This is a genomic window from Microbulbifer sp. MKSA007 (genome assembly GCA_032615215.1).
Taxonomy (GTDB): Bacteria; Pseudomonadota; Gammaproteobacteria; order Pseudomonadales; family Cellvibrionaceae; genus Microbulbifer.
In genome coordinates, this window is sequence record CP128433.1 from 678,857 (window position 1) to 701,448 (window position 22,592).

Here is a 22,592-nt window from a genome sequence, read left to right on the forward strand (position 1 = left end):
CCTATGATAGCGGCTGGCCCGTTAATGGCAAAGCGAAAAAGCGGGCAATTTGATCGAACACTGTTCATTTAGCCTGCTGAATGCGCAGGTTTGGTTGTTTATGGCGCCAAATCCCCTTTGCTAAAAACTTGGCCGGGGTGCTTGTGTGCGCTCAGTGAGTGATGTTCAACTCGTAGTTTACCGCTTCTGCACCGGGGTCAACCACCTCAATCGCGATATGAATGGGGCTGTCCTGGGGCATTAGTTTGCGTCCGGCCAACTCCCCCTGTAGGTACTCGTTCGGGGTAAACCGGCGACTGGCCACAGCCTTGTCCTTCAGGTCGCTGAAGTTCAGCAACAGGTTGGGGAAGGGTTGTGCGTAGGGGGCGGTATTTAGCAGCACTGCATCCACTACCAGGGCGCCCTGCAGCTGCGGGTGGGTACGCACCATTAAGTTTGTGGCCTGGATCGCCCGGGTATCTTTTAGTTGAGGTAAGGTGCAGCCGAATAGTGGGCAGGCGGCAGCATAGAAGTCGCGCCAGGGTTGTTTGCGGCTGAGGCTATCGAACTGGAAGTATGCAACCTGAATCACTATGCCGAGGATCGATAGGGGAATCAATGCGCGCCATAGCCAGGGAGAGGCGGTGCGTTTCTTTTTGGGGACTCCCCACGACATCTCCACAGGCGCGGGCTGGATGGCTGAGATCAATTGCTCCCGCTGCGGCTCTTCAGCAGTGGTAGATTCGCCACCGAAGTAAGGCTCCTGGCGGCTTTCCTCAGTGGGGGGAGGTGTATCTACAGACTCGGTTGATACTGCAGGCTCATTGTTGTCCCAAGACGATTCCTCAGCGAGGGAGCTAGAAGTTTCAAACTCCGGTACTTCAGGTTGGCCGTTGTACTCGGGCGAAGGGTCAGAATCAAAATCAGGAAGTTCTTCCCAGTCCGGCTTGAGGATTTTATCCAGGTCCTCTTCGGGTTCCGCTTCCTCTTCGGTGTGAGATGCTTCCAGCTCCTGCCACTCATGGTCGCCAAAGGCGTCACCAATTAATTCCTGCGCTGCTGCACTATATTCTTTTGGTTCAGATTTGGGCGCGCTGTCAGGTGCCCCCTCATTGGTTGCACTCTCCCGACCGGCAGTTTGATCTACAGCTGGTGGAGATGGCGGGGTGGCGGGTTCGTCCTCGTCGAGCTCGATATCGTCGTGGATCAGGAAGTCATCGTCTTCCAGCAAAGCCTCCAAATCATTGCGGCTCTCGCTATCACTTTCTGAGAAAACGATATTTTCGTCTGCGCGAAACACCTGCAGGCAAGACCCACAGCGAACGGCGCCGCGGGCAGCGCGCAGTTGCTGGTCATTAATATGAAATGATGTGCTGCAATGAGGGCAGCGGGTTACCAGTTGAGACATTCGACTAGAGCGCAGTTTATTTAGCAGCCAAGTTTATCAGCCCAAAGGGGTCCCGCGTAGTGCTGGGGAGCGCATTTAGCGCACCCGCTTGCCTGTCAGTCTGACCCATCCCTCGTGTTCGCCGTCAGGATCGAACTCAATCCATTCGCTGTAAGCATTTTTCACCTGCTCTGCCTGGGAACTGAGGATGCCGGACAGACAGATTTTTCCGCCCAATTGAGTGAGCTGTATCAGTTGAGGGGCGAGTTCTACAAGGGGACCGGCGAGGATATTGGCCAACATAACATCGGCGGCTTCGCTCGGCATTTGTTCTGGCAGGTAGACCGGGAAGCGCTCGGGGTTTATGCCGTTGCGCTGGGCATTGTCGCGGCTGGCGAGCAATGCCTGGGGATCGATATCGGTGCCGAGAACTCGCTCTGCTCCCAGTAGTAGTGCGCTAATTCCCAGAATGCCCGAGCCGCAACCGAAGTCGATGGCACTCTTACCTGCGAGTTCCTGCTGCGCCAACCATTGCAGACATAGGAAAGTAGTTGGGTGCGTGCCAGTGCCGAAGGCAAGGCCCGGATCGAGCAGCAGGTTCACGGCGTCTGGCTGTGGTGGTTCACACCAGCTGGGGCAGATCCATAAATTGGGGCCGCACTGGATGGGTTTGTAGTGGGTCATCCACTCTCGCTCCCAATCCTTGTCCTCAAGTTGCTCCCAGCGGGCATTGGGCAACATTTCGCATAGGAAGGAAGCTGCTTTTGCCTCGGTAACTGAGGTATCCACTTCCGCATCGAACAACCCGGTAACCCGTGTTTGCTCCCATAGGGGCACCTCTCCGAGCCCGGGTTCAAGGATCGGTTGGTCAGCGTTGTCTTGCAGGGTGACAGATACGGCACCGGCAAAAAGCAGTGCGTCTTCGATTTTTTCCGCGTGATCACGGTCGGTGTCCACGCGGAGTTGTAGCCAGGGCATAATTATTCCGGAATTGTTATAGCGATGTTTACGGCATTGTTGCGGCCGGGCCGCACTCAGATAACGACGCTTGCCACGCCATCCATGGCAAGGTTCAGTGTCGTTTTGTTTGCCGCAATTCTCGCTAACTTTGCCCCGGCTGGCGAGCGCTTAAAGACCTAACTTCTTCTCCAGGTAGTGGATATTGACCCCACCCTTGGCAAAGTTTTCATCTCGTACCAACTCTTCCTGTAGGGGAATATTGGTTTTGATGCCGTCCACTACCAGCTCCGACAGGGCCACACGCATACGCGCCAACGCGGTTTCACGATCTTCCGCATGGGTGATCAGCTTGGCGATCATGGAATCGTAGTTGGGGGGTACCGAGTATCCGGAGTAGAGATGGGAGTCGACCCGCACACCCAGGCCGCCAGGCATATGGAAGTTGTTTACCTTGCCGGGGCTGGGGAAGAAGGTCTGTGGGTCTTCGGCATTGATACGGCACTCAAAGGCGTGACCTTTGATTACGATATCTTCCTGCTTCAGGGATAGCTTCTCACCGGCACAAACCCGAATCTGCTCCTTGATCAGGTCGACGCCGGTTACCATTTCGGTAACGGGGTGCTCCACCTGGATACGGGTGTTCATTTCGATAAAGTAGAAGCGCTCATTTTCATACAGGAATTCAAAAGTACCCGCGCCGCGATAGCCGATATCGATACAGGCTTGTACACAGGACTCATGTACCTGCTCGCGTACCTCATCGGGAATGCCCGGAGCTGGGGCTTCTTCCAAAACTTTTTGATGGCGGCGCTGCAGGGAGCAGTCGCGATCGCCCAGATGGATGGCGTTGCCCTGGCCATCGGCCATTACCTGGATCTCAACATGGCGGGGATTCTGCAGGAATTTTTCCATGTAGACGGTGCCGTCACCGAAGGCCGCCTGGGCTTCGGACTTGGTCACGGCAATCGCGTTCACCAGTTCCTCTTCCCTTTCTACTACGCGCATGCCGCGACCACCGCCACCGGCGGCAGCTTTAATAATGACCGGATAACCGATGCTGCGGCCGATCTCCATGCAGCGTTCGCTATTATCGGGCAGCGGGCCGTCAGAGCCTGGAACGGTGGGAACGCCAGCCTTTTTCATGGCGGCAATTGCAGACACCTTGTCCCCCATCAGGCGGATCACATCCGGGTCAGGGCCAATAAAGGTAAAGCCGCTCTTTTGCACCTGCTCGGCGAAGTCCGCGTTCTCTGCGAGAAAGCCATAGCCGGGGTGCACGGCTACTGCGTCGGTGATTTCCATGGCGGAGATCAGGGCCGGCACATTTAGGTAGCTCTGCGGGGATGGGTTGGGGCCGATACATACAGATTCGTCGGCCAGGCGTACATGCTTGAGATTGCGGTCTACCAAAGAGTGCACCGCCACAGTGGCGATGCCCATCTCTTTACAGGCGCGCAAAATCCGCAAGGCGATTTCGCCGCGGTTGGCGATTAGGATTTTGTCGAACATTGTGACTTACCCCACTCAGACGATGGTCACGAGGGGCTGGTCAAACTCAACCGGTTGGCCGTCTTCCAGCAGGATCGACTCAATGGTACCGGCCTTGTCGGCTTCGATCTGGTTCATCATTTTCATCGCTTCGACGATGCACACAACATCGCCAACTTTGACCTGCTGGCCCACTTTCACGAAGGCCTCGGCGCCAGGGCTGGGGGCAGCGTAATAGGTGCCTACCATCGGGGATTTTACCGCGTGTCCGCTGATAGCCGGCTTGGACTCTTTTTCAGCTGGGGCAGCAGGAGCGCTGGGCGCCGGAGCAGCGGGGGCGGCAACCGGTGCGGGAGGCGCGCTGTAAATCGGTGCAACGGGTTGGGCTGCGCTGCTGACGCCGCGACTGATGCGCACGGACTCTTCGCCTTCTTTGATTTCCAGCTCGCCGATATCCGATTCTTCGAGCAGCTCAATCAATTTTTTAATTTTGCGGATATCCATAGTTATTTACTCGCAGTTTGATTCATTGTTGTGCAGGTGTGGCATCCAGTTGGTGGATGGCTGCCTGTAAGGCCAGGGTGTAGCTGTTGGCGCCAAAGCCACAGATTACGCCGCAGGCCAGATCTGAAAGATAGGAATGGTGTCGGAAAGCTTCCCTGGCGTGGGGATTGGACAGGTGAAGCTCAATAAACGGGATGGCAACGGCTGCCAGGGCATCGCGCAAGGCGACACTGGTATGGGTGAACGCAGCGGGATTGATCACGATAAAGTCGACCCCACTGGTCGCCGCCAAGTGGATTCGTTCGAGCAGGGCTGATTCACTATTGCTCTGCAGGACTTCCAGTTCGTGGCCGGCGGCGTCGCACTGGCGCTCGGCGGCTTCATTGATATCCGCCAGGGTGGTAGACCCGTAGATGTGCGGTTCGCGACTGCCTAAAAGATTTAGGTTGGGGCCGTGAAGGAGAAGAAGTTTAGCCATAATTCGCCCTGAAGAAAGTTGCCGAAAACCCATATAAAGTGGGTTAAAATTGGCTATCTTGCGGGCAAACTCGAAATTTCGGCCTAGCTGCCCGAACTCATTAACCGAGTCTGCCGCAAAAGTGACTCCCTGTCCATGCCAGACTCGGAGTTTATCGAAGTTAGCAGCAGTTCGGCGATATTGGGCAAAAAATTAGTTCAAAATATCCGGGCTGTGGCCTGTTTACCTTGGGTTATTGGCTACAAAGGCGTCAAAAACTTTACTGAGTCACCCCAGTGCTCAAAGGGGAGTCCACAGCGTTCTCCAATTCCTGTAGTAAATCATCTTGAGAAAGTATTTGCGGCAGTATTTTTGCGTCGCCCCCATCGGCGGGATAGAGGAGATACAGCGGCACACTGGTACGCCCGTATTTGGCCAATAATTCGCTGATTCGCGGATCCTGGTTGGTCCAATCTCCTTTCAGCGCGACCACGTTGAGGCGCTCCAAAGCATCACTGACCTCGGTGCTCGACAGCACAGCTTTCTCATTCATCAGGCAGGTGATGCACCAGGCCGCGGTCATATTGGCCAGAACTGCACGCCCCTCACTGCGCGCAGTCTCCAGTCTCTCTGCCGAATAGGGCTCCCAGTAATCGCTGCTGGACAATTGTTCGGACTGATTGATGGTTTTCAGTTGCGGAAGTAGAAAAACCGCCAAGGCCAGGGAGGCCAGGGCCAGGGAACCGCGCAGCCAGTGCCATTGCGGACGCGGCCAAAGCCACAGGGCAAATGCAATGGCTACAGCACCAGCCAGTACCAGGGCAACCCCATCCCCCCCGGCTTGCCGGCCCAGAACCCACAGTAGCCATACCGCAGTGAGATACATCGGAAATGCCAACAGCTGCTTCAGGCGATCCATCCAGGGGCCGGGTTTGGGCAGCTTTTCCGCCAGAGCGGGGATATAGGTCAACAACAGGAAGGGGGCCGCCATACCGGCGCCAAGGGCGGCAAAAACACTTAGCGCAATTAGCGCGGGCTGCGTAACAGCAAACCCCAGTGCGGAGCCCATCAGCGGTGCAGTACAGGGGCTGGCCACCAGGGTTGCCAGCGCGCCGGATGCCACAGAGCCCGACAACCCCTGACGTTTATTCAGGTTGCCGCCAATACCCATCAGGTTACTGCCGAGCTCGGTCATTCCGGACAGACTCAACCCCATGATAAAAAACAGGTAGGCGAGTGCTGCCACCAACCAGGGGGATTGAAGCTGGAAGCCCCAGCCGACAGCCTCTCCGCCGGCGCGAAGGGCGAGCATCACAGCGGCGATAGCCACAAAGCTCAAAACTACGCCCAGTGTATAAGCCCAGCCGTGGTGGTGCCTTTGGCTTGCATTTTGTGCCGCCTGGCTCACTGCTAGTAATTTAATCGACAGTACTGGGAAGACACAGGGCATCAGGTTCAGGATCAGGCCACCGGCAAATGCGAGAAGCAGCGCCAGTGATAAGGTGACATTGCTATTGCCTGCGGCACCGCCAGCACTCGCTGGCGGAGTGGGTGCGCCTGTAATTAAGGCGCTGTCCTGCGGTTCTATATCCTGACTGGCAAAATCCACACTGTAGTATCGGGTCTGAGGTGGATAGCAAAGGCCGGCATCTGCGCAGCCTTGATAGTGGAGCTCCAGTTGGGTAGAACCGCTGGTTTCAGGGATTTCCAGGGCAAATTCGAGCTGGCCTCGGTAGACCTCAGTCTCTTTCTCGAAATAGTCGTCCCAAATGACTTCACCGGTTGGCAGGTTCAGGGGGATGGGAGTTTTCTCACCATTATCGACCCTGTACAGCGCCAGTTTTTCGCGATAGAGGTAGTACTCTGGGGCAATCTGGAAGAGTGCACTGAGGCCGTTGGCATCAAAGAGCAGATCTTGCTGATAAGCTTCATCGACCGGCAGGAAAGTGTTTTCCTGGGCGCTGCTCAGCGAGGCAAAAGGGTTATCGGAATTCTGCGCTGTAGCTCCAATGCTGGTTGTGGCCAGCAGGATTGTCAGCAGAACGAGGAAATTTTTTCGGAAACTTTTGGTCATCACAGCCATAGATGAAAAAATTCATTATAGTCGGGCGCATAGTTCAGACTGCTGCACCAGACGGGGGTTCAGTCGCCGCAGCAGTATAGCGACGCCAGTGGTACAAAAAAACAACAATAGGGGATTGTTTTGCCGTCATTTGAACGCCTTCACAGCCTTGGGGTTTTACTGCTACTGGCATTTTGCCTGGGGGCCTGCTCATCCAATAAGCCCGCACCTAAAACGGTTGTCCCTCCTCCCGCCCCTAAAAAGACGCCATCCCAAGACCAGGTTCGGCGCAACAATATTTCCTTTTTTTGAGTCGTGCGGAACAGGCGCTACGCAAAGGGCATCTAACCCAGCCTGCCGGCGCCAGTGCCTACGACTATTACCTGCGTGTATTGCAACTGCAACCGGATAACAGCAAGGCAGAAACTGGTATTCAAACCATTGTGGTCACCTATGTTGAGCGGGCGCGAGACGCCCTGCGTCGCAGGGATTTTGGGGAGGTGAATACCCTGTTGAAACGGGCTGAGATGCTGGCCCCGGCCAATCCGCTGGTGGCTGAAGTGCGTACACAGTTGGTCCGTGAGCGGGGGAGAGCGCAGCTCGATTTACCGCAAGGGGAGGTGATAGGTCTACCAGCCGGTGAACTCGCAGTAAGGTCTGCCGGGCTGGTGGAACAGTTGCAGCGAGTAGCGGGCAGGATTCGCAGCGAGCAGCTGCGCGTCATTATCGTAGCGCGCAGTGATGCTGAGGGCCGTTGGGTTTATCAGCAACTGCGCGAGGCTGTGCCCGGGTATCGGGTGCGTGGAGATATCAAAGTCGGGAATCCGGCGAAACTGATTCTGATTAAGCCCAGCGGAGGGGCACCATGAAAAAAGTATTGGCATTTGCCTTTTTAATCACCGCACTCCTTGTGTCTAAGGGCGCCTATTCCATAGGAATTACGGCGGAGGGGTATGCCCGGGAAACACCTCCCGGACCTTCGATGAGCGCTGCCTTTGTGTCGCTGCACAACACTGGTGATTCGAGTCAGGTACTCACAGGTGTGGAGCTGCCGGGTGTTGAACAGGCTTCGGCAGACCTGCATACCACTATATCGGAGAACGGAATAAACCGGATGCGCCCGCTGGATCAGCTGACGATTGCTGCAGGGGCAAGTGTAGATATGGCTCCCGGTGGAGTTCACTTAATGATTAAAGGTCTGCGCCTGCAGGCGGGGGAGGAGTTGCCGTTGCGACTGCTTTTTGCCGATGGCAGCAGTGTAGATATTCTTGTGCCAATAGTTCGGATGAGTGATGAGGGTGAGCACCACCACCATCACCATGGCTGAATTGGCAGTTTTTTTGAAGTGAGGGGGAATTAAACATGAAGAAGTTATTGGTTTTTGCCGGTGCACTGCTACTCAGCGCTTGTGCTCACAGCCCGCTGCAGATTTGGCTGCAGCCTCAGGTCCAGGTTGCTCCTGAAGCGATAGGCGAAGGCTTTAGTATGAGTGTGATGGGAGTTAATGAACTGCCCTCTGGCGGCTTGGGATCATTGGGGGGTGTTTATGCGGATACTGCTCAGGTAAGTATTGGCAATGACGCTGGTGAGGCTATTGCAGCGGGATTGCGTAATGGTTTTTCAAATTGGTCATTTCGAATTACCGATACCGCGCCGGAAGTTCAGGTGATCGCAAAATTGGTAAAACTCACCTACAACAGTCCAAATACGGTTTATACCACTGAGATTGACACCGCTGCTGAAATTCACCTGGAAGTGAAAATTGGTCCTCGCACTTATTTCGGCACTTACAGCGCTTCCGGCAAAGATCGGAACCTGGTTAAGCCCAGTCGTGAAGAAGTCCAAAGTCGTGTGAATGGACTGCTTAGCGCAACTCTACAACGAGTATTTGAAGACGAGAAATTAAAAAATTTCTTGCGCAGCAATCTGTGAATGTGCAATTTATACATTTGTAGAAAAAACTCGGCTGGGAGGCTGGATAATTGAATAAAATCGGCGATCGTGGGCGATGATGTCGGTAACCTTTTTCGGTTATGGCCTGTCGCAAGGCACCTCCCCGCTGCCGGGAAAGGTTTGCGCTTTGCTCTGTTGTGTTTTGAGTGAGTTTTCCCGTGACGCTGTTTAATCCAGAGGCGGCAAGTTATCTCGGCCCCCTCGCCCAGTTGGAAGAGGGGCTGCGCCCCTGTGAGCAGATCAGTTTACAGGCGGCGGAGGCGGCTCTCGGTGAAGTTGCCGATGGTGTCATTGTCACCGATGCTGCGGGTACGGTGGTTTACACCAACCCCCTGGTCAACGAAATGACTGGGGACCTGGTTGGATTGCTGCCCGGCCAGCCACTCAGCGAAGGTTTGCGCCTGTGCAATAGCCGGGGCGATGCGATAGAGCCGATACTGCCGGCATCCAGTGACCTGGGTGAAGTACCCAGAACCAGAGAGTTTAATGCCTGTATTGAGCGCCCAGGGGAAGAGCATGTCCCGCTTGAAGTGACCGTGCAGGTAATGGCTCTTTGGGATATGGGGGTGCTAAAAAATTATGTTTTGGTGCTGCGGGATACCTCTGCCGCGCGCCGGGTTTCCACCCGCCTTATGTGGCAGAGCAGCCACGACGCCTTAACCCGACTGCCTAACCGACAATTCTTTGAGAGTGAGCTGCAAAGCCAACTCAGCCTCTGTATCGATAAACGCCAGCACCATGTATTGCTCTACCTGGATGTTTATCAATTCAAAGTTATTAACGACACCCTGGGCTTTGTTGCCGGGGACCAGTTGTTGGTTCAGTTGGTGGAGTTAATCAAGCGCTGCCTCTCCAGCGACGATCTGTTTGCCCGGGTGGGCAGTGATGAGTTTGCGATACTACTGCGCGACTGCACCCTGGAAGAGGGTGGTCGTGTGGTGGCTCGGCTGCGCGACTCTGTGCAGAGCTTCAGTTTTTTCTGGGAGGGGAATGACAACCGGGTCGCAGTGTCGATTGGTGTTGTTGGTGTCGATCACTTTACCCCCAGTGCCAGTCAGTTACTGGCGTCGGCCAATGATGCCTGTTGCAGTGCCCGGGAGCAGGGCAGAAATCGCGTTAAGCTATTTGGCGACTCTCGCAAGGTATTGGAGAAGCGTCGCGAGACCACCTGGGTTGCGGAAATTCACGCGGCTTTGCGGGAAGACCGCCTGATGTTGTACCGGCAGCCAGTGGTTTCACTAAAGGGGGACCGCAATGTCCACCACTATGAAATCCTGGTGCGGATGCGCGGCCGTGATGGTGGAGTGATTTCACCGGGGCTGTTTTTGCCAGCCGCAGAGCGCTATGGCTTGATCGAGGAAGTGGACCGTTGGGTAATTCGCCGGGTCTTTGACTATATGGCCCAGGAGCAGCGCCTGGGGATGGGCGGAATTAATTATGCGGTCAATATTTCCGGCATCAGCCTGGGGGATGAGACCTTTGCTGATTTTGTGCTGCAGTCTTTGTCCGATGCCGGTGTAACGCCCTCGCGGGTTCAATTTGAAATTACAGAAACCAGCGCCATCAATAATCTTGAACGAGCCCTGATATTTATCCACAAGCTGAGAGCCGCCGGTTGCAGCTTTGCCCTGGATGACTTTGGTCGCGGTGTTTCCTCCCTGGCTTATCTGCGCCAGCTGCCGGTAGATTTTCTTAAAATCGATGGAAGCTTTGTGCGCAATATGCTCGAGGATGAAATTGATAGCGCAATGGTGAGCACTATTGATCACTTGGCGAAGAGAATGGGTATCAGCACTATCGCCGAGTATGTAGAGAGCCCGGAGTTAATGGAAAAATTGAGCCAGATGGGGGTGGACTATGCCCAGGGGTTCGGTATTTCCGCAGCGACGGGGTTGCCGGAGCTGGATAGCTACCCGGGGATGCTCCACCATTCCAGAGGGCCCAAGCCTTAGGGGCCCCTGGAAATCATGTGTCTATAGATAACTGCTATTAGGCAATTGCTATTAAACAACCGGTGCGAGTAATTCGGAGTGCTGCTCGGCTTCTAGTCGCGGGCCGTATTGGCTCACTACCTGGGCGGCAGCGCGGCAAGCGAGTTCGCCGGCTTCGGTAAAACTCATTTCGCGGTTAATACCGTAGAGGAAAGCACCGGCAAACATATCGCCTGCGCCGTTGGTATCGATGGCGCGGACTTCGGGGCTCTCTATGCGGTGAACGTCGTTGCCGTCCCATAGCAGTGCGCCATCGGCACCCAGGGTAATCGCGAAACTGCGGCAGTAATCGCGCAGCGCTTCAACGGCGCCCTCCACAGAGTCGGTACCGGTAAAGCCCAGAGCCTCATCCCGGTTGCAGAACAGCATATCCACACCGCCGCCAATCATTTCCCGCAGCCCTTCGCCGAAGAACTGAACCATAGCCGGGTCAGACAGGCTGAGAGCGGTTTTAACTCCGTGGGCTTCGGCTTCTTCGCGAAGCTTGATCGCTGCGGCACGACCCGTTTCAGAGGAGACCAGGTAGCCTTCGATATAGGCCCACTTGGAGGCGGACAGTGCATCGCTATCCAGCTCAGCGACTGAGAGCTGTTCACTCATTCCCAGATAGGTGTTCATACTGCGTTCGGCATCCGGGGTGATAAGTACCAGGCATTTGCCGGTAGTGCCCTCATCAGCTTGCTTCAGTGTTTCGGGGTAGTCGACCCCGGCGCTGTTAAGGTTGTTTCTGTAGAAATCACCATTCTCGTCAGCGGCAACTTTGCACGAATAGAAGGTGCGGAGACCGAAATAGCTGGCAGCAATGACTGTATTGGCACCGGAGCCACCGCAAGCCAATTTGGCAGTGACCATATGGTTTTGAAGGTCGTCTACCAGCTGTTGCTGACGGGCATCATCTACCAGGGTCATGATTCCCTTTTCCACGCCAAGGCTGCTCAAATCCTGGTCCGACACTTCGATTTCTGTATCGAGTAGGGCGGCACCTATGCCGTAGAGATCGTATTGCTGCATATCATTCCTATTCGGGCTTATTGTCTACATTTCCGCCGCATTATGGACGTGATTTTGCCAAGTGCAAGGCATTGGGGAGGGCTGGCGACAGCAAACCCTCACATAGGCGCTTGTTACATCTTGGTGAACTTATAGGCGGTTGCTGCGGTCAATCCTCGCACAGGTGTAAATAGCACCTTCACGTAAACCTCCAGGTGATAGATACTGCCAAGCCTGGATTTTAGCCCGCTAATTGAGTGGGCCCGCCAGTGCTGAAAGGCACTGGCAGCAAGATACCAGCGGAGCTGCCACCTGCTGGTACCCTGCCTTCGACTCTTCGATTGGGGCTGGTTAGGTCTCATGAGTCGCTTGATGTACTGAGTTGGCAGCGGGACTGAATCCTCATATGGCATCAACGAAGCGCCGGCGCGTCAGAGCGTCAAAGCCCAAACGACGATATCGCTGGCTCAAGCTGCTAGTGCTTTTAGCCCTGGTGGGCTCCCTGGCGCTGGCAGCGTATATGGCTTACCTGGATGTGCAGCTGCGCGAGCGACTGGATAGCCGTCAATACCAACTCCCCGCCCGAGTCTACGCTCGTCCGCTGGTGCTGCGCGAGGGTATGGCAATGCATCCGGATGAGTTGGAGTCCGAATTTGCTGCCTTGAATTACCGCAAGCAGGGCACTCTGAGTGAGCCTGGCTCCTGGGTTCAGGACGGAATGAATTACAAGGTCTGGCGCCGGGACTTTATCCATGCCAATGGCCGCCAGCCTGCTGCAGTGGTCTCCTTCCGTCTGCGCAATGATCAAATTAGCGGCCTGCGTGATGACAATGGCCGAAGCCTGGCAGAATTCCGCCTGGACGCAGCTAATATCGGCTCTCTACTAGGGGGAGGCGATGACCGCAATCCAGTGCGTTTCGATGATATTCCTCCCTTGGTAGCCAATACCCTGATTGCTGTTGAGGATCAGGACTTCCTCAATCACTTTGGTGTTTCCCCTCGCGGTATTGCCCGGGCCATGGTGGCCAACGCAAAAGCCGGACGATTGGTACAGGGTGGCTCCACAATTACCCAGCAGTTGGTCAAAAATATCTTTTTTGACCATAAGCCCAGCCTAAGGCGTAAATTCAACGAGGCCCTGATGGCCATCCTGATGGAGGTGCACTACGACAAGCGCTATATCCTGCAGGAATACATCAATGAAGTGTGGCTGGGTCAGCAGGGTGCCAGAGGTATTTATGGCTTTGGGTTGGCCTCCGAATTCTATTTCCAGCAGCCCCTGGATACCTTGGAACCCCATCAGGTAGCGCTGTTGGTGGGGCTGGCGAAAGGTGCGTCTTACTACAACCCCTGGCGCAATCCCGAGAGAGCACTGCAAAGGCGCAATACCGTGCTGGAATTGATGCTGGAGCAGGGGCTGATTACTCAGGAGGAGTTCCAGAAGTATTCCGCCAAGCCTCTGGGGGTGGTCAAGGGTGGTGTCGGTGCGCAGAATCCTTACCCGGCCTTTACTGAGCGGCTGTTGATTGAATTGCGTCCCTACTATTCCTACGAGGAATTGCGCACTTCGGGTTTACGGGTTTACACCACCTTGGCCCCTTCGGTGCAGAAGTTGGCGGAGGAGTCCATCAGTCAGGGCGTTAGCCAGCTGGAGAAAGACCGAGGGATCAAAGCCAATTCACTCCAGGCCGCGACAGTATTGTTGGATAATCGCAACGGTAATGTGCTGGCCATGGTGGGAGATCGGAACCCGGACTACCCAGGCTTCAACCGGGCGCTGGAAGCCCGCCGCCAGGTGGGCTCCCTGATTAAGCCGGCTGTGTTTCTCACTGCTCTAGAGCGACCGGAAGAGTACAATCTGGCCACCCTGATCGATGACGCCCCGGTGAGAATTGAAGAGGCGGATGGCGATGTATGGATGCCGCAGAACTTCGATAAGCGCGCTCACGGACAGATACCGCTTTATATCGCCCTGGCCAAGTCCTATAACCTGGCGACGGCTCATTTGGGATTGGATCTCGGCCTGCAGAATGTACGCCAGACGATTCGCCGCCTGGGTGTTGAATCCAGGCTCCCCCGAGTGCCGGCGATGTTGCTTGGTGCTGTGGAGATGACCCCGTTCGAAGTTGCCGGTATGTATCAGACCATTGCGAACAATGGTGAGACGGTACAGCCGCGCACACTGCTGGCGGTATCCGATGCCCAGGGCGGCCGTGTACAGCACTTCCGCCGCAAGGCTAATCGCGGTGTCGACCCCGTTCCAGCTTACCTGTTGCGCTGGGGGCTGGAGCAGGCCATGCGTGAGGGTACCGGACGCCGCTCCGCCAAGCGCTTGCCAAGTAGCATCGCCTTTGCCGGGAAAACCGGAACCACTAACAATAACCGCGATAGTTGGTTTGCGGGCTTCTCCCCGGAAGTAACCGCCGTAGTCTGGCTCGGGCGCGACGACAATGAGCGCACGCGCCTAACTGGCTCCACCGGCGCACTGCCGATCTGGACGGAGATTATGCGCAAGCTGCCCCATCAACACGGACCGGCAGAGATGCCCCGAGGAGTGGAGCTTAAGTCAGTGAACTCCCGGGGGCAGTTTATGGACCCGGATTACTGTCGCGGTGGTTATGAGATTCCTTTCTCCTACGAGAGCCAGCTGCAACCGGCGCCGGAATGTCGGGGGCAGAACCGCTGGCGCTGGTTCCGCAATCTCTTTGGCAATGGTCGCGACGAAGCGGCTCCCAGAGAGGAGATGAGTCCCGGTTGGGGGGTGGATACCAGTGAGCAGCAGATGCGCGATCAGCGCCGCCAACAATTGCAGGAGCAACTTCGAGGTGACGATGCGGAAGAGTTTGGTGTAGATCCCGAGTATGGCTCCGATTATGAAGAGGAGCCCCTGGAGCTGCCAAGAGATAATACTTTTGGCGGGAGGGCTCACAGCGTACCGGCAGAGGAAGCCCAGCCGGTGGGGCCTGACCTGGAAGATCAGTGGCCCTAGGGAAGGTAGCGCGCGATTGAATCGCGCGCTTTATCGCCGGCTATCAGTCTTGCAGCAACTGTGCGGCTTCTTCGGCGAAATAGGTGAGGATGCCGTCGGCACCGGCGCGCTTAAAGGCCAGTAAGGACTCCAGAATAACCGCCTCTCGCTTCAGCCAGCCATTTTCAAATGCGGCGCAATGCATCGCATACTCCCCACTTACCTGATAGGCGAAAGTGGGAACCCGCAATTCTTCTTTTACCCGACGCACTATATCCAGGTAGGGCATACCGGGTTTCACCATCACCATATCCGCGCCCTCTTGCAGATCCAGGGCGCACTCGTGCAATGCCTCATCGGTGTTGGCGGGGTCCATTTGGTAGCTCGCTTTATTGCCACCTTTCAAGTTCCCGGCAGAGCCCACTGCATCGCGGAAAGGACCGTAGTAAGCGGAGGCATATTTAGCGGCGTAGGACATAATCAGGGTATTGCTGTGGCCCGCGCCTTCGAGAGCATCGCGAATGGCTCCGATACGGCCATCCATCATATCCGAGGGGGCTACCATATCGGCACCGGCCGCAGCGTGTGACAGGGCCTGCTGTACCAATACCTCAACGGTTTCGTCGTTGACGATATAACCGCTGTGGTCCATCAGCCCGTCCTGGCCGTGGTTGGTAAAGGGGTCCAGGGCTACATCGGTGATAACTCCCAATTCCGGTACCGCATTTTTCAGCTCGCGAACAGCCCTTTGTGCCAAGCCATCGGCGTCGTGGGCGGCACTGGCGCAATCGGACTTTGCCGACGGGTCGACTACCGGAAACAGGGCTATTGCGGGGATTCCCAACTCTCGAACTGTCTTCGCTTTCTTGGCCAACAGGTCCACGCTCAGGCGTTCAACACCCGGCATTGAGGCGACTTTTTGGGTTTCGTTACGCCCCTCAATAACAAACAGTGGCAGGATCAAGTCGTCACTGCTCAACTGGGTTTCCCGCACCAGTCGACGGGAAAAATCCTTTGCACGCAGGCGACGCAGGCGAGTGTTGGGGTAGGCACCACGGCCGAAACTTTGGCTCATCGGGAAATTACTCCGGCTATCCATAGGGCCGCAGAAATCCCGCAGCCGCAATTGGCAGCCATCATATCAAATTGCCGCAGTGGGTGATTTTCGATTGCTGAGGGAAAGCGGTTTAAAAATGGGGCTGATGTAAGTGCCTTACCAATAGTTTGCCGGCGGCTTCTATATGTTTTGCCAGCAGTGCGGCGGCTTGGTCCCCGTTTCCCTCTTGGAGTGCATTGAGTATTGCAAAGTGCTCGTCCTGACTGGTGTCCTGGTAATTCAGGCCGTGGGATTGGTAACCGATATAGCGCTCACATTGCCGGTGCAGTTGCTCGACGGTACTAAATAGCGTGGGTCTTGCAGCTGCCTGGTAAATACAGGCATGGAACTCCCAATTCATTTTTCCGATCTGTTCGGCGGAGAGTTCAGGTTTGGCTTGCATGGATTCCAGAATATCTCTGGCCCGCCCCAGGATCTCTCCATTAAGGTTTTCCAGTGCCAGGGATTGCAGCAGCGGTTCCAGGCGCATGCGCATCAGGTAGAGGTCTTCCACTTCAATAGGGTCAAACTGCGGCACTGCGACGCCGCGCTTGCCGTGTCCGGTTAACCAGCCCTCATTTTTCAATCTTTGTAGAGCGTCCCTAACCGGAATACGGCTCACTGAGTAAAGTTCGGCCAGCTCGACTTGTTTTAGCACTTGGCCGGCGGCGAAGCGCCCATGCTGCAAGTCCGACTTAATTTTTTCGTAGAGGCCCATCGATGTTTATTAATTCCTGCGCTTGAAAAACCAGTAACACACCAGCCCTCCCAGCAGCCCCCAAAAGGCAGAGCTAATGCCAAAGAGGCTGATACCGGAAGCACTGATCAGAAAAGTGATAATTCCGGCTTCGCGACTGTCGGCCTCGGCTGTTGCGCCAGCCAGGCTGCTACCAATGACGCCAAGCAGTGCCAAGCCGGCGAGGCCGGCAATCAGTGCCTGGGGAAAGGCGCTGAATAATGCCACAACGCTAGCGCCGCAGAGGCCCACCAGCAGATAAAAAATACCGGCGGCAATGCCGGCGGTATAGCGTTTATCGGGGTTGGGATGGGCTTCCGGGCCGGTGCAAATAGCAGCGGTAATAGCCGCCAGATTAAATGCAAAGCCACCAAACGGTGTCAGCAATAAAGAGGTGAGGCCGGTGCCGCTAATAACAGGAGATATAGGCACTCTACTGTAGCCACTGGCGGCCAGGGTTGCCGCTCCGGGCAGGTTCTGAGAGGTCATAGTGACGATAAAAAGAGGAAGGCCAATGCCAATTAAAGTGGAGAGGCGGAATTCTGGCGTGACCCAAACAGGGTGTGCCGCTTGCCAGCCGATCTGGGCCGATGCAATGAGTTGCAACTTCCAGCAAGTCGCCACTCCAGCCGCTAGTACCAAAATAATGGCATAGCGAGGCGCCCAACGGCGCCCGACTAGATAGGTCAGTAACATGATGCCGACCAATAGCGGTTGCGCCTGCAGAGAAGTAAATACTGAGAGACCAAATTGCAGAAGTATGCCTGCGAGCATAGCGCTGGCAATCGGTGCCGGCACCATTCGCGCTACCCGCTCAAAGGCTCCGGACAAGCCCACGAGGAGTGTTAACAGGGCGCTAAACGCAAAAGCACCAATCGCCTCAGCAATGGGGATGCCACTTAAACTGGTGGCCAAAAGTGCAGCACCTGGAGTCGACCAGGCAGTGATTACCGGGGCGCGGTAATACCAAGAGAAGGCAATACAGGTAATGCCCATCCCCAGGCCCAGGGCGCCAATCCAGGAGGCGATCATTACTTCACTTGCGCCAGCTGCACGTGCGGCTTCAAAGACTATGGCGGCGGAACTGGCTACTCCCACCAGCACGGCGACAAAGCCCGCGCTGATGGCGGACAAGCTGGTATCTGAAAACGGTGAGTTTTTCAAAATGTATACCTTTTATATTTTGTATACATTTTTAGCTGTTAGTTTTTTTGAGCGCAATAACTTTGCGGTGAAGCGACTGAGGCTTTATAGGAGGGGGGGGTAAAGTTAAACGGGCATAGAGGCAGCACCCGCAGGCTGCGGGTGCTGGAGAGAGGTGGGCAATTAGCCGAGGCGGGCGAAGACGCGCTCAGCGGCAGTGATTGTGGCCTCAATATCCTCATCGGTATGAGCTGCGGACATAAACCCTGCCTCATAGGAGGCCGGTGCCAGGTAGACACCTTCTTCCAGCATGCCGTGGAAGAAACGGTTAAAGCGCTCGTTATCGCAGGCCATTACCTGTTGATAGTTAGTTACTTTAGGTTCTTCGGTGAAGAAGAAACCGAACATGGTTCCGGCCTTATTGGCGGTAATTGGGATACCTGCGGCCTTACCAGCCGCCAGGATGCCCTCTACCAAACGGTCGGTTTTGGCAATTAAAGGCTCGTAGAAGGCGGGTTCTTCCACCAAACGCAGGGTTTCCAAGCCCGCGACCATAGCCACAGGGTTACCGGACAGGGTGCCCGCCTGGTAAACCGGACCCAGGGGTGCGATTTGTTCCATGATCTCGCGTTTACCGCCAAAGGCGCCAACGGGCATACCGCCGCCGATGACTTTGCCGAGGGTGGTGATATCCGCCTCGATACCGTAGAAGCCCTGGGCCCCGGTCAAGCTCACCCGGAAGCCGGTCATCACCTCATCGAGAATCAACAGGGCACCGTGTTGGTCGCAAACTTCGCGCAGGGTTTCCAGGAAGCCGGGTACCGGCGGAATGCAGTTCATATTGCCGGCAACAGGCTCGACGATGATACAGGCGATTTGATCGCCCAGCTCTTCGAAGCAGCTGCGCACACTATCAGCATCGTTGTAGCTCAAGGTGATGGTGTGATCTGCCAGGGCGGCGGGAACGCCGGGAGAAGAGGGTACACCCATGGTCAGGGCCCCGGAGCCGGCCTTAACCAACAGGGAGTCGGAGTGGCCGTGGTAGCAGCCCTCGAACTTCACAATCTTGTCGCGCCCGGTAAATCCACGGGCCAGGCGAATCGCGCTCATGGTGGCTTCGGTACCGGAATTGACGAAGCGCACCAGGTCCATATTCGGCCACAGGCGGCAGAGTTCTTCGGCCAGTTCGGTTTCCAGTTCGGTTGGCGCACCGAAGCTCAGTCCCGATTGGGCCTGTTCCACCACGGCTTCAATAACTTCCGGGTGTGCGTGGCCCAGCACCATGGGGCCCCAGGACTGTACGTAGTCGATGTAGCGCTTCTCGTCTGCATCGTAGAGGTAGGCGCCCTCGGCACGGCGGATAAACACCGGGGTACCGCCGACTGCGCGAAAAGCCCGTACCGGAGAGTTAACGCCGCCGGGAATGTACTGCTGTGCTTCTGCAAAGAGCTGCTCGGATTTACTCATAAACTTATATTCAGGTTCTGCATAAAGGGCCTGAGGAGCATTATCGCGGGGGTGGCGCCTGAGGACAATGTGTAGATTGGCGACGACCGGTCACAGACTGTGTAGACAGAAGATCTCACCGTCATGGGGACGGTGAGACTGATCGGGGCAGGGGCGAAATTTGTGTCAGCAGCTCCAGGTTTAGCGTTCGCACCAGAACAGCCGGTTGGGGATCGGCCTTCCCATTCCCAGGCGCCGGCTGTCTTTGATCGCACTCCAAGCGTATTGCTGACTGCGGGTAACCGCTTCGATAATGGTCAGCCCGTGGGCGATATGGCAGGCAATGGCGGTAGCGAGGGTGCCACAGACGCCATAGGCCGCTGGCTGCAAGCGCTCCCACTTGAACTCCCGCATGAGGCCGCGCTCATCGTAGAGCCGGTTCTGTAATTGTTGCTCGTGGGGCACGCCAGTCAGCAACAGGTAGCGACAGCCGGATTCGAGGATTTCCTGGGCCATGGCATCGAGGACATCGGCCTCCACAGCCATGGCGCGCGCTTCCCTGCGGTTGGGACACACCATGGTTGCCTTGGGCAACAACAGCGACACCATAGCCTCCCACAGAGGCGGGGCGAGTACGCTATCTTTGTCGGCCAGTGTGGCATCGGGGTCGATAACGACGGGAATATCCGGGTAGTCGTGGAGTACGCTGTGAAGCGCGCGCACATTCTCCACAGAGCCCAGGTAGCCGACCTTGATCGCGGCGATCGGCATGTCTTCCAAAACGGCTCGGGTTTGTTCAATTAGCAGGCTGTCGTCGACTGGGGCGACACCCAGCAATTCACCGGTATTACACACGCTGATGGCGGTAACTGCCGAGGCCGCATGGCAGCCGAGACTGACCGCTGTCTCAGTATCTGCGGCAATTCCGGCGCTGCCGCTGGGGTCGTGGTGAGTGACGGTCAGAATAACGGGCTGAGGTGTATCCATAAGTGCTCTACATGACGGCCATTAGCTGTGCGCCTAATTCTAGTTGCTGAGCGCCTTTGACAAGGAATGAATACGCGCCAAATTAAAATGGCTTTACGACAACCAAAATGACGATGGCGACAAGTGCAACTGCTGGGAACTCATTAAATACTAGGAAGTAGCGGCGGCTGCGGGTAACGGTTCCCCGGGCAAACTTGCGAACATAGGCGCCACAGATATGGTGATAGCCCAGGAGGAGAACAACAAAAGTCAGTTTTGCGTGCATCCAGCCGGCGGAGGTGTAGTAGGCCGGGTTCAAACTGTAGAGCCAAATGCCCAAGGCAACGGTGGCCAGCATGGAAGGAATGGCAATACCGCGATAAAGGCGGCGTTCCATAATACAGAAGCGGTCGCGACTAACGGCATCAGTGGCATCGACATGGTAGACAAACAGTCGTGGCAGATAAAAAAGTGCGGCAAACCAGCACACCATCGCAATAATGTGAAAAGCCTTGATCCACAGCATTGAAAGTCCCCTTAAAAGAAACGGGAAGAAAAATTACTTCCGGTAAAAGTTGTTAATTTGTAGCGGCAGAATAATGCCCGCCGTGCGATTGTCCAGCGAACCGCTTTTATGACGGCAGACATATAGGCCATCCGCGCCACTTCTCTCCAGCTTTTGCGAGGCCTCCAGCATTGTCGCTCGCCAGCTTAGGGACGCCAGCTGTTTGCGTTCGCCGGGTAGTCTCAATAAATCGATCATTTCTCCCGGGTCTAGTAATTTATCTGATGCGGAGGAAACTTGTTTTTCGCTCTCGGCCGCCTCTTTCGCACCACCGCGAAGAAAAGTTGCCAAGTCTGCTGCACGCAGTAGTTGCGGTGCCGGCTCCTTGGGTAAATCGATAAGAATCCATTCGGGGTGTTGATTAATTAATTCTGTTGCCGCAGCGCGGGTAATTTCCCTAGGCGTCACAACAAAGCTCTGATTCATTTCGCTGGCAACTCCGACACTGCTCAGCATTTGCTGTCGCCAACTTGGCATTCCCGCTTTATTCAGGGCTCGCAGCGTTTCGTGATAGAGACCGATAGTGGAAAAGAGTTGGCGGCTTACTAATGTGGCCACCACGATCATCATCATTCCAGGGAATAAAATATGTGGGTTATAGGTAAGTTCCAAGATAGCGAGTAGCGCAGCTAGAGGCGCATTGAGCATGGCAGCCATCATTGCCGCCATACCCACCATGGCATAAAAGCCTGGACTCGCGGTGTGCTCACCCAGCCACAAGTTAGCCAGGCCACCGGCAATACCACCGATACAGGCACCGATAATCAGGCTGGGGCCTATTACCCCACCGGGAATTCCGAGCCCTGCCCCCAAAGCGGTTGCAACTAATTTCGCGGCGACAATAGCAATGAGTGTCGCTACCCCCAACTCTCCCAGCATTGCCATCTGCAAAGTGTCATATCCACCGCCCAGGATTTCCGGTACCCAGATACCCAAGGTGCCAGTAACAAGGCCAACCAAGAGAAATCGAAGAAGTGGGGAGTAACGCTGCTGGGGAATCAAAATACGCTGGGAGCGGATAAATAATCCGGCGAGAACCCCAATAACCAGTGCGCACACAAAAAGTAGCGGCAGCTCGGCAAGGGAATTGAGTTGAATCGCGGGTACATTAAAGTCCGGTTGGCTACCGAAAGTCAGCTGGGTGATGGCGCTACCGGCAACAGCCGCGAGAATTATCGGTAAAAAACCTGCCACAGTATATTCCAGCATCACGACTTCCATCGCGAATACTACGCCCGCCAGCGGGGTATTAAAGGAGGCCGCAATTGCTGCGGCTACACCACACCCCAGTAGGTTGCGACCGGAATTATTGGGGAGCTTCAGCGCCCTAGCTAACCAGCTGCCACTGGCGGCTCCCAAGTGTACAGCTGGGCCTTCCCGCCCCACCGAGTGGCCGCTAATTAAAATTATTGCGCCGGCAAAAAACTGTAGCAGGGCATTTTGCATTGGCATTTGCCCCTGGTGATTGTAGAGCCGGTCCAGGACATGGACCACTCCCACCTGGCGGCGTCTGGGGTTTAGAAATAAATAGATACATCCCACTACCAGAGAGCCGATGACTGGCAATGCGAAGCGCCAGAAAGGGGGAAGGGATTCGTAATTTTGTGGGATTGATAAAAACAGCGTGGTCGGCCACTCCATCGCCAGCCGAAAAAGTACAGTTACCCCTCCGGCCAGGATGCCGGTGATCAGGGCCATCCCCAGTAAAGGCGCCAGCGCGTCTTTGGAGGAAAGCTGTAAGCGTATATTTTCGAGGCTGCCAGGCCTAACTAAATAACGCGAAAACGACTTTTTTAGCGAGTTCCTTGGGGGCTGTGACACCGCACATCCTTAAAATGCTGGGGCTTGTGGTAGAGTGCCTGTCTGGTTTTACGATTATCGTCTCAGTTGGCGGATATACC

At 55.6% G+C, this 22,592-nt stretch carries 19 protein-coding genes; 5 read left to right on the plus strand and 14 right to left on the minus strand.

Features of this window, described 5'->3' with window-relative positions:
* Positions 1 to 151: 151 nt before the first annotated feature.
* The 6 genes from QT397_05640 to QT397_05665 form a co-directional block, all read right to left on the minus strand.
* The gene (locus QT397_05640; protein WNZ56839.1) at positions 152 to 1,387 is read right to left on the minus strand and encodes a DUF3426 domain-containing protein; all 1,236 of its coding nucleotides are present in this window, start codon (positions 1,385 to 1,387) and stop codon (positions 152 to 154) included.
* 75 nt (positions 1,388 to 1,462) lie between these two features.
* Positions 1,463 to 2,344 (minus strand): 50S ribosomal protein L11 methyltransferase, encoded by an 882-nt coding sequence (prmA, locus tag QT397_05645; GenBank protein ID WNZ56840.1) that lies wholly within the window; start codon positions 2,342 to 2,344, stop codon positions 1,463 to 1,465.
* A gap of 150 nt (positions 2,345 to 2,494) precedes the next feature.
* Positions 2,495 to 3,835 carry an acetyl-CoA carboxylase biotin carboxylase subunit gene (gene accC, locus QT397_05650; GenBank protein ID WNZ56841.1) on the minus strand — a complete coding sequence of 447 codons (1,341 nt, stop codon included), beginning with the start codon at positions 3,833 to 3,835 and terminating at the stop codon, positions 2,495 to 2,497.
* 15 nt (positions 3,836 to 3,850) lie between these two features.
* A complete protein-coding gene (accB, locus tag QT397_05655) occupies positions 3,851 to 4,318 on the minus strand; it encodes an acetyl-CoA carboxylase biotin carboxyl carrier protein (GenBank protein WNZ56842.1) in 468 nt (155 codons plus the stop codon).
* A 22-nt stretch (positions 4,319 to 4,340) separates the two neighbouring features.
* Entirely contained in the window at positions 4,341 to 4,796 is a 456-nt protein-coding gene (gene aroQ, locus QT397_05660; protein ID WNZ56843.1) for a type II 3-dehydroquinate dehydratase, read from the minus strand.
* 259 nt (positions 4,797 to 5,055) lie between these two features.
* A complete protein-coding gene (locus tag QT397_05665; protein WNZ56844.1) occupies positions 5,056 to 6,849 on the minus strand; it encodes a protein-disulfide reductase DsbD in 1,794 nt (597 codons plus the stop codon).
* A 296-nt stretch (positions 6,850 to 7,145) separates the two neighbouring features.
* Between QT397_05665 and QT397_05670 the strand changes: the two genes are divergently transcribed.
* The 4 genes from QT397_05670 (at position 7,146) to QT397_05685 (ending at position 10,742) form a co-directional block, all read left to right on the plus strand.
* Positions 7,146 to 7,706 carry an N-acetylglucosaminyltransferase gene (locus QT397_05670; GenBank protein ID WNZ56845.1) on the plus strand — a complete coding sequence of 187 codons (561 nt, stop codon included), beginning with the start codon at positions 7,146 to 7,148 and terminating at the stop codon, positions 7,704 to 7,706.
* Positions 7,703 to 8,164 (plus strand): copper chaperone PCu(A)C, encoded by a 462-nt coding sequence (locus QT397_05675; GenBank protein WNZ56846.1) that lies wholly within the window; start codon positions 7,703 to 7,705, stop codon positions 8,162 to 8,164. Before QT397_05670 ends, QT397_05675 begins: the two co-directional genes overlap by 4 nt.
* A gap of 35 nt (positions 8,165 to 8,199) precedes the next feature.
* Positions 8,200 to 8,769 carry a YajG family lipoprotein gene (locus QT397_05680; GenBank protein WNZ56847.1) on the plus strand — a complete coding sequence of 190 codons (570 nt, stop codon included), beginning with the start codon at positions 8,200 to 8,202 and terminating at the stop codon, positions 8,767 to 8,769.
* A 179-nt stretch (positions 8,770 to 8,948) separates the two neighbouring features.
* On the plus strand, positions 8,949 to 10,742 hold the full coding sequence (locus tag QT397_05685; GenBank protein ID WNZ56848.1) for an EAL domain-containing protein: 1,794 nt from the start codon (positions 8,949 to 8,951) through the stop codon (positions 10,740 to 10,742).
* Positions 10,743 to 10,793: 51 nt separating this feature from the next.
* Here the strand turns inward: QT397_05685 and QT397_05690 are convergent, their stop codons facing one another.
* On the minus strand, positions 10,794 to 11,792 hold the full coding sequence (locus QT397_05690; GenBank protein WNZ56849.1) for an adenosine kinase: 999 nt from the start codon (positions 11,790 to 11,792) through the stop codon (positions 10,794 to 10,796).
* Between the two features lie 385 nt (positions 11,793 to 12,177).
* On the opposite strand from QT397_05690, the gene mrcB reads away from it, so the two are divergent.
* Positions 12,178 to 14,760, plus strand: a complete 2,583-nt coding sequence (gene mrcB, locus QT397_05695) for a penicillin-binding protein 1B (protein WNZ56850.1) — start codon at positions 12,178 to 12,180, stop codon at positions 14,758 to 14,760.
* Between the two features lie 43 nt (positions 14,761 to 14,803).
* Here the strand turns inward: mrcB and hemB are convergent, their stop codons facing one another.
* From hemB to QT397_05730, 7 genes are all read right to left on the minus strand, one after another.
* On the minus strand, positions 14,804 to 15,814 hold the full coding sequence (gene hemB / locus QT397_05700; protein ID WNZ56851.1) for a porphobilinogen synthase: 1,011 nt from the start codon (positions 15,812 to 15,814) through the stop codon (positions 14,804 to 14,806).
* 112 nt (positions 15,815 to 15,926) lie between these two features.
* Complete coding sequence (locus QT397_05705) at positions 15,927 to 16,553, minus strand: GntR family transcriptional regulator (protein WNZ56852.1); 627 nt, start codon at positions 16,551 to 16,553, stop codon at positions 15,927 to 15,929.
* A 9-nt stretch (positions 16,554 to 16,562) separates the two neighbouring features.
* Entirely contained in the window at positions 16,563 to 17,735 is a 1,173-nt protein-coding gene (locus tag QT397_05710; protein WNZ56853.1) for a benzoate/H(+) symporter BenE family transporter, read from the minus strand.
* Positions 17,736 to 17,897: 162 nt separating this feature from the next.
* Positions 17,898 to 19,181, minus strand: a complete 1,284-nt coding sequence (gene hemL, locus QT397_05715; GenBank protein WNZ56854.1) for a glutamate-1-semialdehyde 2,1-aminomutase — start codon at positions 19,179 to 19,181, stop codon at positions 17,898 to 17,900.
* A 180-nt stretch (positions 19,182 to 19,361) separates the two neighbouring features.
* A complete protein-coding gene (locus tag QT397_05720) occupies positions 19,362 to 20,147 on the minus strand; it encodes a hydroxymethylpyrimidine/phosphomethylpyrimidine kinase (GenBank protein ID WNZ56855.1) in 786 nt (261 codons plus the stop codon).
* A gap of 82 nt (positions 20,148 to 20,229) precedes the next feature.
* Entirely contained in the window at positions 20,230 to 20,652 is a 423-nt protein-coding gene (gene hemJ, locus QT397_05725) for a protoporphyrinogen oxidase HemJ (GenBank protein ID WNZ56856.1), read from the minus strand.
* A gap of 33 nt (positions 20,653 to 20,685) precedes the next feature.
* Positions 20,686 to 22,512, minus strand: coding sequence for a chloride channel protein (locus QT397_05730; GenBank protein WNZ56857.1), 1,827 nt, complete (start codon positions 22,510 to 22,512; stop codon positions 20,686 to 20,688).
* Between the last annotated feature and the right edge of the window lie 80 nt (positions 22,513 to 22,592).